This is a genomic window from Tropicibacter oceani (assembly GCF_029958925.1).
Lineage (GTDB): Bacteria > Pseudomonadota > Alphaproteobacteria > Rhodobacterales > Rhodobacteraceae > Pacificoceanicola > Pacificoceanicola oceani.
Genome location: NZ_CP124616.1, coordinates 2,417,768 through 2,430,221, shown reverse-complemented (window position 1 = coordinate 2,430,221; position 12,454 = coordinate 2,417,768). Strand labels below are relative to the sequence as shown.

14 protein-coding genes are annotated in these 12,454 nt (G+C 65.8%); 9 read left to right on the top strand and 5 right to left on the bottom strand.

From position 1 onward, the window contains the following. Positions 1 to 7 precede the first annotated feature (7 nt). The 3 genes from QF118_RS11750 to QF118_RS11740 all read left to right on the top strand — a co-directional run bounded on the left by QF118_RS11750 (position 8) and on the right by QF118_RS11740 (position 2,183). On the top strand, positions 8 to 793 hold the full coding sequence (locus QF118_RS11750; protein ID WP_282299245.1) for a phosphoadenylyl-sulfate reductase: 786 nt from the start codon (positions 8 to 10) through the stop codon (positions 791 to 793). A gap of 39 nt (positions 794 to 832) precedes the next feature. Beyond that, complete coding sequence (locus QF118_RS11745; protein ID WP_282299244.1) at positions 833 to 1,195, top strand: DUF934 domain-containing protein; 363 nt, start codon at positions 833 to 835, stop codon at positions 1,193 to 1,195. A gap of 124 nt (positions 1,196 to 1,319) precedes the next feature. Further along, positions 1,320 to 2,183 (top strand): ferredoxin--NADP reductase, encoded by an 864-nt coding sequence (locus QF118_RS11740; protein ID WP_282299243.1) that lies wholly within the window; start codon positions 1,320 to 1,322, stop codon positions 2,181 to 2,183. Between the two features lie 185 nt (positions 2,184 to 2,368). On the opposite strand, the gene QF118_RS11735 is transcribed toward QF118_RS11740, so the two are convergent. Next, positions 2,369 to 3,484: a hypothetical protein gene (locus QF118_RS11735; protein WP_282299242.1), complete on the bottom strand. Its 1,116-nt coding sequence runs from the start codon at positions 3,482 to 3,484 to the stop codon at positions 2,369 to 2,371. A 137-nt stretch (positions 3,485 to 3,621) separates the two neighbouring features. Between QF118_RS11735 and infC the strand changes: the two genes are divergently transcribed. Then, a complete protein-coding gene (gene infC / locus QF118_RS11730) occupies positions 3,622 to 4,233 on the top strand; it encodes a translation initiation factor IF-3 (RefSeq protein ID WP_449441509.1) in 612 nt (203 codons plus the stop codon). Positions 4,234 to 4,330: 97 nt separating this feature from the next. Here infC and QF118_RS11725 read toward each other — a convergent pair whose 3' ends face one another. The 4 genes from QF118_RS11725 to dksA form a co-directional block, all read right to left on the bottom strand. After that, positions 4,331 to 5,326 carry a molybdopterin-binding protein gene (locus QF118_RS11725; RefSeq protein ID WP_282299241.1) on the bottom strand — a complete coding sequence of 332 codons (996 nt, stop codon included), beginning with the start codon at positions 5,324 to 5,326 and terminating at the stop codon, positions 4,331 to 4,333. After that, a complete protein-coding gene (locus tag QF118_RS11720) occupies positions 5,323 to 6,291 on the bottom strand; it encodes an XdhC family protein (RefSeq protein ID WP_282299240.1) in 969 nt (322 codons plus the stop codon). The genes QF118_RS11725 and QF118_RS11720 overlap by 4 nt, the downstream gene beginning before the upstream one ends. Positions 6,292 to 6,360: 69 nt before the next feature. Beyond that, positions 6,361 to 7,533 carry an FAD-dependent monooxygenase gene (locus tag QF118_RS11715; RefSeq protein WP_282299239.1) on the bottom strand — a complete coding sequence of 391 codons (1,173 nt, stop codon included), beginning with the start codon at positions 7,531 to 7,533 and terminating at the stop codon, positions 6,361 to 6,363. A 96-nt stretch (positions 7,534 to 7,629) separates the two neighbouring features. Continuing rightward, complete coding sequence (gene dksA / locus QF118_RS11710) at positions 7,630 to 8,052, bottom strand: RNA polymerase-binding protein DksA (RefSeq protein WP_282302470.1); 423 nt, start codon at positions 8,050 to 8,052, stop codon at positions 7,630 to 7,632. A gap of 166 nt (positions 8,053 to 8,218) precedes the next feature. Here dksA and QF118_RS11705 point away from each other — a divergent pair, with 166 nt between their 5' ends. From QF118_RS11705 to QF118_RS11685, 5 genes are all read left to right on the top strand, one after another. Then, complete coding sequence (locus QF118_RS11705; RefSeq protein ID WP_282299238.1) at positions 8,219 to 9,058, top strand: AAA family ATPase; 840 nt, start codon at positions 8,219 to 8,221, stop codon at positions 9,056 to 9,058. Between the two features lie 77 nt (positions 9,059 to 9,135). Beyond that, on the top strand, positions 9,136 to 10,038 hold the full coding sequence (locus tag QF118_RS11700; protein ID WP_282299237.1) for an AEC family transporter: 903 nt from the start codon (positions 9,136 to 9,138) through the stop codon (positions 10,036 to 10,038). Between the two features lie 353 nt (positions 10,039 to 10,391). Continuing rightward, positions 10,392 to 10,847 carry a GNAT family N-acetyltransferase gene (locus QF118_RS11695; RefSeq protein ID WP_282299236.1) on the top strand — a complete coding sequence of 152 codons (456 nt, stop codon included), beginning with the start codon at positions 10,392 to 10,394 and terminating at the stop codon, positions 10,845 to 10,847. Further along, positions 10,847 to 12,229, top strand: a complete 1,383-nt coding sequence (locus QF118_RS11690; RefSeq protein WP_282299235.1) for a DUF2927 domain-containing protein — start codon at positions 10,847 to 10,849, stop codon at positions 12,227 to 12,229. Before QF118_RS11695 ends, QF118_RS11690 begins: the two co-directional genes overlap by 1 nt. Next, positions 12,226 to 12,390, top strand: coding sequence for an apolipoprotein acyltransferase (locus QF118_RS11685; RefSeq protein WP_282299234.1), 165 nt, complete (start codon positions 12,226 to 12,228; stop codon positions 12,388 to 12,390). Before QF118_RS11690 ends, QF118_RS11685 begins: the two co-directional genes overlap by 4 nt. The last annotated feature ends 64 nt before the right edge of the window (positions 12,391 to 12,454 follow it).

The following is a 12,454-nucleotide window of genomic DNA, read 5'->3' as shown; positions in this document are numbered from 1 at the left end:
CAGCGCCATGTCGCTTCTTCTTGGCAAAAATACTCTCGCCGAAGGCGCAGCAACGGTTCAGCCGGATCATCTGGCGGACCTGCGCGCGCGCGTCGCGGCGTTGAACGTGCGCTATCGCCACCACGGGGCGACGGCGGTGCTCGAAGGGGCGCTGCGCGATCCCGAGGCGGGCAAGATCGCCATGGTGTCGTCCTTCGGGGCGGAATCCGTGGCGCTCTTGCACCTTGTGGCCATGGTTGATCGCAAGACGCCGGTGCTGTTCATCGACACGCGCCTGCTGTTTGCCGAAACCCTGGCCTATCAGCAGGAGCTCGCCGAACGGCTGCACCTGAGCAACCTGCGCATCATCCGCACCGCGCAGGAAACGCTGGACCAGCGCGACCCCTACGGCGCGCTGCGCCTGTCCGACACCGACGCCTGCTGCGCCCTGCGCAAGACCGAGCCGTTGCAACAGGCGCTGGACGGCTTTGACGGCTGGATCACCGGGCGCAAACGCTATCAGGCCAAGACCCGCGCCGAGATGGAGTTCTTTGAGCTGGAGGAGGCCACCGGCCGGATCAAGGTCAATCCGCTGGCGCATTGGGGCCCCGAAGACACCCGCGCCTACATGGAGGAAAACCGCCTGCCCAAGCACCCGCTGGTGGCGCAGGGCTATCCCTCGATCGGCTGCGCGCCCTGCACCAGCAAGGTCGCCCCGGGCGAAGACCCGCGCGCCGGGCGCTGGCGCAACCAGGACAAGACAGAATGCGGCATCCACTTTGTCAACGGCGTGGCCGCACGCAAGAAAACATAGGGCGGGTTGCAACCCGCCTCTCCCGAAAGGACCCATGACATGCCCATCGTCACCGATACCGGCTTTGCCGCAGACACCTATGACGGCGAGATCCTTGATCTGGCCTCGGACACCGATCCCAATACCCTGACGGCCCCTGATGCCCCGCTGGTGCGCATTGATTTCCCCAGCTTTGCCGATGGCCGGGGCTTTACCCTGGCCCGGCTGTTGCGCATGCGCGGCTACAAGGGGCGGCTGCGGGCGCGCGGCCATGTGATCGCCGATCAATACGCCATGGCCCGCCGCGCCGGTTTCGACGAGGTCGAGATCGACGACACCCTTGCCAAACGCCAACCCCAGGACCAATGGGTTTTCCGCGCCGATTGGCAGCACAACGACTACCAGGCCCGCATGCGCGGCTGATTTCCCGGGCGGTCCGGGCGCGTGCGGGGCGGCAAATGGCCCCCGCGCGCCCATGCCGCCTTTTTCCTGACCTAGATCAAAGCTAAATCCAAGGTGTCGGTTATCCAGACCGGCAAGAGAGACCATGACAGAGTTGAAGCCCGTGACCCAAAGCACAGCGACCAAGGCCCCCGAGGCCAAGAAACTGGCCATCCCCGACGCGCAGACCGTCACCGAGGTCAAACATTACACCGACCGGCTGTTTTCCTTCCGCTGCACGCGGCCCGCGACCATGCGGTTCCGGTCGGGTGAATTCGTCATGATCGGCCTGATGGGCGATCCCGATCCCAAGACCGGCAAGCAAAAACCACTGCTGCGCGCCTATTCCATCGCCTCGCCGTCCTGGGACGAAGAGCTGGAGTTCTATTCGATCAAGGTGCCCGACGGCCCGCTGACCTCGCGCCTGCAACACATCAAGGTGGGCGATGAAATCATCCTGCGCCCCAAACCCGTCGGCACGCTGGTGCATGACGCGCTGCTGCCGGGCAAGCGCCTGTGGTTCTTTGCCACCGGCACCGGCTTTGCGCCCTTTGCATCCCTGCTGCGCGAACCGCAGACCTACGAGGATTACGACGAGGTGATCATCACCCACACCTGCCGCGAAGCCGCCGAGCTGACCTATGGTGCCGAGCTGATCGAGGGCCTCAAGGAAGACGAGCTGCTGAACGAGGTGATCGGCGAAGGCTTCTGGAAGAAGATCAAGTATTACCCCACCACGACCCGCGAAGAGAGCGCCAAGATGGGCCGGATCACCGACCTGATGCGCTCGGGTGAGGCCTTTGCCGATCTTGGCGTGACGCCGCTGACCCCGGAAACCGACCGGGCGATGATCTGCGGCAACCTGGCCTTCAACCTTGAACTCAAGGAAATGCTGGAGGAATTCGGTCTTGAGGAAGGCGCCAATTCCGACCCCAAGCATTACGTGGTGGAAAAGGCCTTTCTGGACTGACGCCGGCGGGCAGCGGGGCATCGCCCCGCCCTACAGGACTCGCGGCGCAAGCCGGCCAGACCGTGAATATTTTTGGCAGGGCGGGTTTCGACCCGCCCTTTCCTTTGTCCGGCGCCAGGACGGCCCCAAAGAAAAGGGCCGCAGGGTTTCCCCCGCGGCCCGAATGCCGAAAACGGCCGGGTTCTTTACAGACCCAGCGTTTCCTTCAGCTTGTCCAGAACACCCTGCAGCGCCTCGGGATTGTCCTTGGCCTGCTCAAGCCCGGTCTTGGCGACGTTCTTGGCCAGCATGTTCAACTCCGAGTTGTCGATGTATTCGACAACCTTGTCGTAATCAAAGCCTTCGACGGTCAGCAGTTCGGTGATCGACACCTCGCCCGCTGCATCCGCGGCAGCCTCGGCCGAGGCGGTTGCCTCGGCGGTGGTGTCCGCAGCGGCATCGGTTGCCGCATCGGCGGCGCCTTCAACGGCGGCCTCTGCTTCGGCAGCGGTATCGGCAACCGCATCGGCAGCATCGGCAGCGGTGTCAGCAGCTGCATCCGCAACATCGGCAGCGGTGTCGGCAGCTGCATCCGCAACATCGGCAGCGGTGTCGGCAGCCGTATCAGCGGCCTCCGCAGCAGTGTCGGCAGCAGCAGCAGCCGTATCGGCAGCGGCCTCGGCGGTTTCCGTGGCGGTCCGGGCAGCGGCATTGGCCGTGCCGGTTGCGGTTTGCGCCGCTTCGGTCCCGGCCTGCTCGGCGCCTTCGACAGCGCCGGTCACGGCGTCCGCGGCGGCATTGGCCGCTTCGGTCGCGGTTTCAACGGCAGCCGCGGCGGCATCGCCCGCCGCATCGGCAGCGGCCTCGACAGCGCCTTCGGCAGCTTCGACGGCGGCGCCAGCGGTTTCGGTCACGGCCTCAGCCGCTGCAGTGGCGGTATCCGCCGCCGCATCCGCAGCCGCCGCAGCGGTTTCGGTTGCCGCATCGACAGCCTCGCCAGCCGCTTCGGTCGCGGTCTCGACGGCATCGCCCGCCGCTTCGCCCGCCGCGTCGACCGCTTCGCCTGCGGCCTCGACCGCTTCCTCGACAGCCGCTTCAGCCGCTTCGGCGGCCTCTTCGACGGCTTCGACCGCGCCTTCGGCGGCTTCGGCAGCGGCATCAGCGGCCTCGCCGACGGCGCTGGTGGCGCTGTCCAGCGCCTCGGGGGCGCCGATCGTCTCGCCGGCCTGTTCGACGGCCTGTTCCGGCGTCTGGCCAGTGTACCAAATATAGCCCACAATCGCGACAACCGCCGCAACACCTGCAAGGATCAGATTTCTCATGACTCTTCCTTCACACCCTTCTTGAGGCCCTGGCGGAGGTGCCACGGGCCAATCGACGCCTGATGTGACCTCCGAATGCTGCAACTGCAAGGGGAAAGCTGCCTCAAACGGCCCATCTTGGCTGAAATGCCGCTTGAATCGGCTCTCGGGCAAGTCTAGTTTGCGCATCAAATCGTTCAACGGAAATCATCAGGAGCAAACCCATAGCCCGTAGACCGCACAACGCGCCCCCCCAGCGTGACACAGGACCCCGCATCAATGGACGCATCCGGGCCCCTGAAATCCGCCTTATTGGCGCTGATGGTGAAAACGTAGGTGTCGTGACACCTGCCCGCGCCATGGACATGGCAGAAGAAGCCGGGCTCGACCTTGTCGAGATTTCGCCCAACGCGAACCCGCCGGTCTGCAAGATCATGGATTTCGGCAAGTTCAAGTACGAACAGCAAAAACGCGAATCCGAAGCCCGCAAGAAGCAGAAGATCATCGAGGTCAAAGAGGTCAAGTTCCGTCCCAACACGGATACCAATGACTATGAGGTCAAGATGCGCAACGTCTTCCGCTTTTTGGAAAACGGCGACAAGGTAAAGATCACCCTGCGTTTCCGCGGCCGCGAAATGGCGCACCAGAACCTGGGCCGCGAATTGCTGGAACGGGTTGCCGAGGACGTCAAGGAAATCGGCAAGGTCGAAAACATGCCGAAGATGGAAGGCCGCCAGATGGTCATGATGATCGGCCCGCTGTCCAAGTAAGCGCCAGACCATGACAGACATAGAAACCCGCCGCACTCCGGCGGGTTTTTCTTTGCGCCCTGCCCGGCCGCAGCCCCCTTGCGCCCAAGCTGGCGGGTCAGCCCGCCTCGCGCAGCCGTCCGCGCTGGGGGATCTCCTTGAGCAATCCGCCCACGCCCATGGCCGCGATGTCTCCGGGGCGGACCGGCACGCCGCACAGCAGCCGTTCCATCACCCAGTCGGCCCCGTTCAGCGCGGGCGAGCGGGCGCAGCCCGGCAGGCCGATCACCGGGCGCGCGCCCAGATGACCAAAGAACAGCAGGTTGCCGGGATCGACCGGCATGCCGAAATGCACCACCGTGCCGCCCGCCGCGCGCAGCGCCTCGGGGGCGACGTCATGCAGGTCTGAGGTGGCCGAGGCGGTCAGGATCAGGATCGCATCCGCCGTGCTGGCCCGGATCGCCGCCGCCAGCCGGTCGGTGTCATGCGGCACGATCTGCTTGTCGCCCAGTTCCACACCCAGCCGCTCCAGCCGTGCGCGCGTGACCGCATGGCCCTTGTCACCGTTTTCGGCGGCATCGGTGCTGGTCTGGATCAGGTCCGCGGTGTTGGCCTGCGGGCTGCGCAGGCGCAGCGCCGATTGCCCGGCCAGGCAGGCCGCCTCGAGCGCGGCCTCGGGGACGGCATAGGCGATGATCTTGACCGTGGCGACCATGCCGCGCGCCTCGATCCGCTGCCATTGCGGCACGGTGGCCACGGTGATCATCGGGTGCAGGGCGTTCAGCGCATGGATGCGGTCGGCCAGCACCTCGACCACACCGGGGCCGGTGGCATGGATGTTGACACGGCCGGTCGCCGCCTTGCCCAGCCGCAGCCCGGCGCGTTCCGGATCGGGGACCAGCGCCTGCGCCAGCCGTTCGGCGGCCCTGTCTTCGGCCACATCGCCGGGTTCAAGGCGGGCGACGGTGACGGTGTCGCGCCCCTCGGCGCGCAGCAGGGCGATATCCGCCTCTGACAGCACCCGGCCCTTGCGCAGGCGTCCGGTGTCCAGCGCCACGGAATGGGCCAGCACCGCGCCGAACGCATCCTTCAGCGCGACGGCGCCGAACTTCATGCGCCCTTCCTCAGCACGCGGGTCATTTCCGCCAGCACCGACACGGCGATTTCCGAAGGCCCCGAGGCCCCGATATCCAGCCCGATGGGACCATGGATGCGCGCGATCTGGTCGTCGTCAAAGCCCGCCTCTTGCAGGCGCGCGACGCGTTTGGCGTGGGTGCGGCTGGACCCCAGCGCCCCGATGTAGAAACAGGTCGCGCGCAGGGCGCGGTGCAGCGCCGGGTCGTCCAGCTTGGGGTCGTGGGTCAGCAGCACCAGCGCGGTGCGCGCATCCAGACCCAGTTTGTCCAGCGCCTCGTCGGGCCAGTCATGCAGGATGGTCTCGCCCGGGAACCGCTCGGGCGAGGCAAAGGCCTCGCGCGGGTCGACGATGACCGGATCATAGCCCGCGATGCGCGCCATCGGCAAAAGCGCCTGCGCGATATGCACCGCCCCCACCGTGATCAGCCGCAGCGGCGGGTTGTGGATGGCGACAAAGACGCGGCTGTCCGGTTCAAAGCCCGATCGGTCCATGCGGAACCGGTCGGCGTGGCCGTCACGGTCCAGCCGGCGCGCACCGCTGTCCAGATCGGCGATATAGGCCACCGGTTCGCGGCTGGCGCGGGCCTGGCACAGCTGCGCCAGCACCTCGGCGGGCAGCGCCTGTCCGACCGGTTCGACCAGCACCCGGATGGTGCCGCCACAGGCCAGCCCGACGGCAAAGGCATCCTGATCGGAAACGCCGAACTCCAATTCGCGCGCGCCGCCGTCTTCGAGCGCCTCGAGCGCCTCGACGATCACCGCCCCTTCGACGCAGCCGCCCGAGACCGAGCCTTCGATCTGGCCGCTGCCCGAGATCGCCAGCTGGCTGCCGACGCGCCGCGGCGCCGAGCCCCAGGTTTCGATCACCGTGGCCAGCGCCGCCCCCTGCCCGGCCTGGTGCCAGGCCAGCGCCTGTTCGGGAATTCCGTCAAATCGATCCATCCGCCACTCCTCCTTGCGTGATGTTCTAGCACGTCTGGCGGCGGCGTCTCCCCCTTCCAAGGTATTGGCCTAGGGGGCGGTCACGTCATGGGCATACAGCCAGTCGAACTGGTGCAGCATGCGGTCCGGCGCCATGCGTCCGATGACGCCCAGCCCCAGATGCGCCGCGCCGCGCAGCAGCGGGTTGCGCAGGTGGTATTTCCAGGCATTGCCATTGGCCGTGGCGATGGCCCGCGACACCCGCGGGCGGCGCCGCGCCTGGTATTGCGCCAGCGCCTGATCCTGATCGGGGTGCGAAGCCAGGCAATCGGCCAGCACCCAGGCGTCTTCCAGCGCCATGTTCGCGCCCTGCGCCAGGAACGGCAGTGTCGGATGCGCCGCATCGCCCAGCAGCGCCAGCCCCGCGCCATGCCAGCGCTGTGCCACCGGATGGCGGAACAGCCCCCAGACCCCGACCTGCCCGACCTGCTCCAGCAGCGCGCGAATCGGCCCGCCAAAACCGGCAAAGACCGCGCGCATCGCGTCCGGATCGCCCTGGTGCGCCCAGCCTTCGGGCGCCCAGTCGCGGCGTTCTTCGGCGCCGACCAGGTTGACCCAGTCACCGCCGCGCAGGGGATAGCTGACGACGTGGCGCCCCGGCCCCATGTGCACCCATGCCTCGTCGGGGTGGCCGGTGACGTTGGGCACGATGGCGCGCCATGCGACCTGACGGGTAAAGAAGGGCTTGGCCACGCCATTCAGCGCCGGGCGCACGACCGAATGCAGGCCGTCGGCGCCAAGGATAAGCGCCTCTTCGACGCGGTCGCCATTGGCCAGATCGACCATGGCGGGGGCACCGGCCGTCACGCTGACCGCCTTTTGCAGCAGCCGCACCTTGATCCCCGCCTCGCGCGCCGCCTCGGCCAAAAGCTCGATCAGGTCGGCGCGATGCACAAAGCGATAGTCCTGCCCGGCCGGCAGCCGCCCCAGATCCAGCCGCAGCACCTCGCGGCCCTGCGCATGATCGCGCAGCACGACCGCCCTGCCCCGAACCGAGATGTCGCGAAACGCCGCGCCCAGCCCCAGCGCCTCGATCACCCGCAGGCCGTTGGGGCTGACCTGGATGCCTGCCCCGACCTCGGAGATCGCCTCGGCCTGTTCGAGCACCCGCACCGCGGCACCGCGCCGCGCGCAGGCCAGCGCCGCGGCCAGCCCGCCGATACCGCCGCCCAGGACCGTGATATGCCTGTCGTCCATGTTCATGCGCCTGTTCTTGACGCAAAAACGCCGGAGCGAAAGCCCCGGCGCCCTGCAAATTGCATCTGCGCGCTGCGCCTTGTCGCCGCGCCCGCCCGGCGATCAGTCGTCGCGGTGCACCTTTTCGCGGCGCTCGTGACGTTCCTGCGCCTCAAGGCTCATGGTTGCGATCGGGCGCGCGTCCAGCCGTTTCAGGCTGATCGGTTCCCCGGTCACTTCGCAATAGCCATATTCGCCATCGTCGATGCGGCGCAGGGCCGAATCGATCTTGGCGACCAGCTTGCGCTGGCGGTCACGTGTACGCAGTTCCAACGCGCGGTCGGTTTCTTCGCTGGCACGGTCGGTGACGTCCGGAATGTTCCGTGTCCCTTCCTGCAGCGCCTCGATGGTATCCCGGCTGTCTTCCAGTATCTCGTGCTTCCACATGATCAGCTTGCGCCGGAAATACTCCAGCTGCTTCTCATTCATGAAAGGCTCATCCTCGGCTGGACGATAGTCATCGGGAAGAAAACTCTCGGCTTTCATCTTCGCTTCCTCGTCAAAGCCAATATCCGTCATGGTAATTTCCTCAGATATCTGGCACCCCTGTGCCGTGCAATTAAAGCAAGCCCCCGGGGATGTCACTACACAATAGCGCCAAAATCTGGCGTTTTCGGGGCTTGTTCTGAAACCAATCGTGAGGAACGCCTTGATGCGATTCGAAGGAACCGAAAGCTATGTCGCAACCGATGACCTGACGATGGCGGTCAATGCGGCCGTGACGTTGGAACGACCGCTTCTGGTAAAAGGCGAGCCGGGCACCGGCAAGACCGAGCTGGCGCGGCAGGTTGCGGGCGCGCTGGGACTGCCGATGATCGAATGGAACATCAAGTCGACGACCAAGGCGCAGCAGGGCCTGTATGAATATGACGCCGTGTCCCGCCTGCGCGACAGCCAGCTGGGCGACGAACGCGTCAACGACGTGCGCAATTACATCCGCAAGGGCAAGCTGTGGCAGGCCTTTGATGCGCCGGGCAAGGTGGTGCTGCTGATCGACGAGATCGACAAGGCCGATATCGAGTTTCCCAACGATCTGCTGCAGGAACTCGACCGGATGGAATTCCACGTCTACGAGACCGGAGAAACGATCAAGGCAGTCAACCGCCCCATCGTCATCATCACCTCGAACAATGAAAAGGAATTGCCCGACGCCTTTTTGCGGCGCTGTTTCTTTCACTATATCAAGTTTCCCGAACCCGATGTGCTGCGCAAGATCGTCGAGGTGCACCACCCCGGAATCAAGGAAACCCTGCTGACCACCGCACTGACCCAGTTCTATGAATTGCGTGAACAGCCGGGCCTGAAGAAGAAGCCGTCGACCAGCGAGGTGCTGGACTGGCTCAAGCTGCTGCTGGCCGAGGACCTGGACGCCGAAGACCTGCGCCGCGACGGGGCCAATGCCTTGCCGAAACTGCACGGGGCGCTGCTGAAGAACGAACAGGACGTGCACCTGTTCGAACGGCTGGCCTTCATGGCGCGGCGCCAAAGGTGAGGTCGGCGCGGCGTGGCTTGGAGGGCGGGCCGCTGGTCACGCAAGGGGCCAGCCGGGGCGTCCGGAAAGTCGCGTAGATGCTGCATATCCTGACCCATGACATCCTGCCGGTGTTTTCCATGCTGGCGCTTGGCTTTGTGCTGGGCCGGATGCGCAAGGTCAGCCGGGACGAGGCCGCCGCGCTGAACCGCGTCGCCTTTTTGGTGCTGCAACCGGCGCTGATCCTGCCGCTGATCGCGCGGGTCGATCTGGGCGCCCTGCGCCTTGATGCGCTGGGGCTATACGCGCTGTGCCAGGTCGTCACCTTTGCTTTGGCCTATGGCGTTGCGCGGCGGATCTTTGGCCGCGCGCATCTGGAAAGCTGGCTTTTGGCCATGGCGACCGTCTTCGTCAATTCGCTGCTCTATATCTATCCGATCTCCTTCCTGATCTATGGCGAGGCCGCCGCCCTTCCGATCACCGCCATCGTCGCCTGGGATGCCTCGGTTTCCTTTGCCTTCTTCATCGTGACCACCGACCTGATGGCCAACAGGCAGGCAAGCCCGGCCGCTGCGCTGCGCCGGGTTGGGTCAAACCCCGTGCTGATCGCCATTGCCATCGGCATTGCCGCCAACCTGCTGGCCCTGTCCCTGCCCGCCCCGCTGTTGACGGCCATGGCCTTTGCCGGCGCCGGGGCCGCGCCGCTGACACTGTTCGCCCTTGGCGTGATCCTGTCCGGTCATGCGCTGATCCCCGGCCCGACCGTCATCGGCCTGTCGGCGATCAAACTTGTCGCCTTTCCGCTGCTGGTCTGGGGCGCGCTGCACCTGGCGCCGCTGCCCGAAGACTGGAACCGGCTGTTCATTCTCAATGCCGCGGGGCCCTCGGGGGCCATGGCCTTTGCCCTGGCCATGCTGCACGGCGTGCGCACCGATGCCATCGCCCCGGTGATCATCTGGACCAGCATCCTGTCGCTGGTGTCCCTGGCCGCCCTGGCCTGACGCCGCCCCCCCCCCTGCACCGCCGCCGGGAATGGTTAACACCCCTTGGCCGCAAAAGCGCCGCGCCCGGGTCAAAGGCCGCCCGCAAAGCCCCCAAAAGCCGCATTGCCGCCCTTATCTGAGCGCGCACAAAACCCCGGAATCGCCGGGATTGTTGCAGCGCTGCACAACCCAAGCCATTGATTAACAAGACCTTAACCCGCCAGGGCGAAGCCCCGCAAATAATTCCACCAACGCAGAATCAGGGCCTGTGCAAAAACCCATCTTTCGCCCTATAGTGTCCCCACAGAGGACAGAAAAACACCGGATGTCTTGAACATCTGAGTAAAACAACGAGCAGGCAGGCTTACAACGTGTCCCAAAACAACGATGTCATCGTTCGCGCCCTGCGCGACGAGGATGAACCCGTATGGCGCGAGCTGTGGAAGGCCTACCTGGACTTCTACAACAGCACCGTCAGCGATGAGGTCTACAAGTCCTCCTTCGCGCGCCTTCTGGGGGACGATCCAAGGGATTTCAGCGGCATGGTCGCTGAGGTCGATGGCCGCGTGGTGGGACTTGTCCACTACCTCTTTCACCGTCATGGCTGGAAAATCGAAGAGGTCTGCTATCTGCAGGACCTTTACGCCGACCCTTCCGTGCGCGGCAAAGGGGTTGGCCGGGCCTTGATCGAAGCGGTCTACAAGGCCGCCGACGATCACGGCGCACCCAATGTCTACTGGCTTACTCAGGACTTCAATGACACCGCCCGTCGTCTTTATGACCGCATCGGCGTCGTCACCCCATTCCTCAAGTACCAGAGATCGTGATGCGCAGAGCCAGACGTTACCTCCTTCCGCTTTACCTGATGCTGGGCGCCTGTATGCCGGTATCGCAATCCGACACGCCGACACGGGCCGCTGCTTCGATGGAAAGCGATCTGCCCTCGATGAAAAGCTTTTCGGTGCCGCGCCCCTCGGCGCCCATTGCGTCGAATTCCGACATCGCGCGGGATTTCCTGGACCTGGCCTTTTCGCTGGAATCGGGGCGCGGTCTGCAGACCCTGACCCGTTTCGAAGGACCGATCCGGGTGCGCGTCACCGGCGCGCCGCCGCCCAGCCTGGCGCCCGACCTGAACCGGCTGCTGCACCGTCTGCGCACCGAGGCCGGCATCGACATCGCCCAAAGCGACAATGGCGTGGCCAACATCACCATCCAGGCCGTCACCCGCGCCGAGATCCGCAAGACCCTGCCGACCGCCGCCTGTTTCGTGGTGCCGAATGTCAGCTCGCTCAAGGAATATGCCGCCTCGCGCCGCACCGCCAAGGTCAGCTGGTCGCGGCTGACCTCGCGCCAGCGGCTGGCTATCTTCCTGCCCAACGACAGCACCCCGCAAGAGGCCCGTGACTGCCTGCACGAGGAACTGGCCCAGGCCCTGGGGCCGCTGAACGATCTGTACCGCCTGCCCGACAGCGTCTTTAACGACGACAACGTGCACACAGTGCTGACCGGCTATGACATGCTGATCCTGCGCGCCTATTACGACCGCGAATTGCACAACGGCATGAGCCGCCGCGACGTCGCCGACCGCCTGCCGGGCATCCTGGCGCGGATCAACCCCGCCGGGCAGAACGGCGCCGCACGCCGCCTGTCGAAAACGCCGCGCGTCTGGATCGATGCGGTGCAGACGGCGCTTGGGCCGGGCGCAGGCCCCGCCGAACGCCGCGACGCCGCCACCGAGGCGCTGAAAGTCGCCATCGCCATGGGCTGGTCCGACCACCGCCGCGCCTTTTCGCACTATGCCATGGGCCGCCTGTTGCAGGCGATCGACCCCGAGGCCGCGCAAGACCACTTTGTCCTGGCGCAACGGTTCTTTGGCACCTCGCCCGATACCCGGCTGCACCGCGCCTATGTGGCCTCGCAGCTGGCCGCCTATGCGATCAGCGCAGGCCGCGCCGATGATGCGCTGTACCTTCTGACGCCGCATCTGGACACCGCCGCCCAGCATGAAAACGCCGCCCTTCTGGCGACGCTGATGATGCTGCGCGCCGAGGCGCTCGAGATGGCCGGCCGCGTGTCCGAAGGCCGCCAGGTCCGTCTGGACAGTCTGGGCTGGGCACGCTACGGGTTCGGCTCGGACTGGGCGGTGCGGGCCAAACTGCGTGAGATCGGCTCGCTCAGCCCCCTCAGACGGAGACGTGGCGCGCTATGATCGTGATCTTCGGGGCCCTGCTGGGCGCCATCCTGGGCGGCATCAATGCCGCCCGCCGCAAGGGCAACATTGCCGACATCGCGCAATATGCGGCGGTCTACGCCATCATTTTCGCCCTTGTCGGGCTGATCCTGACCATCAGTATCGAAAAACTGGTCTGATCAGGGACAGCGCGCCCCGGTCCGGGGCGTCGCGCGGCAGATCCCGGATCAGGTCCGGAAGGCA

Coding starts and splice junctions, on each gene's coding strand:
- QF118_RS11750 (WP_282299245.1), top strand. CDS start 8: ATGTCGCTTCTTCTTGGCAAAAATACTCTCGCCGAAGGCGCAGCAACG.
- QF118_RS11700 (WP_282299237.1), top strand. CDS start 9,136: ATGCTGCATATCCTGACCCATGACATCCTGCCGGTGTTTTCCATGCTG.
- QF118_RS11715 (WP_282299239.1), bottom strand. CDS start 7,533: ATGAACATGGACGACAGGCATATCACGGTCCTGGGCGGCGGTATCGGC.
- QF118_RS11690 (WP_282299235.1), top strand. CDS start 10,847: ATGCGCAGAGCCAGACGTTACCTCCTTCCGCTTTACCTGATGCTGGGC.
- QF118_RS11740 (WP_282299243.1), top strand. CDS start 1,320: ATGACAGAGTTGAAGCCCGTGACCCAAAGCACAGCGACCAAGGCCCCC.
- QF118_RS11735 (WP_282299242.1), bottom strand. CDS start 3,484: ATGAGAAATCTGATCCTTGCAGGTGTTGCGGCGGTTGTCGCGATTGTG.
- dksA (WP_282302470.1), bottom strand. CDS start 8,052: ATGAAAGCCGAGAGTTTTCTTCCCGATGACTATCGTCCAGCCGAGGAT.
- QF118_RS11705 (WP_282299238.1), top strand. CDS start 8,219: ATGCGATTCGAAGGAACCGAAAGCTATGTCGCAACCGATGACCTGACG.
- QF118_RS11745 (WP_282299244.1), top strand. CDS start 833: ATGCCCATCGTCACCGATACCGGCTTTGCCGCAGACACCTATGACGGC.
- QF118_RS11725 (WP_282299241.1), bottom strand. CDS start 5,326: ATGAAGTTCGGCGCCGTCGCGCTGAAGGATGCGTTCGGCGCGGTGCTG.
- QF118_RS11685 (WP_282299234.1), top strand. CDS start 12,226: ATGATCGTGATCTTCGGGGCCCTGCTGGGCGCCATCCTGGGCGGCATC.
- QF118_RS11720 (WP_282299240.1), bottom strand. CDS start 6,291: ATGGATCGATTTGACGGAATTCCCGAACAGGCGCTGGCCTGGCACCAG.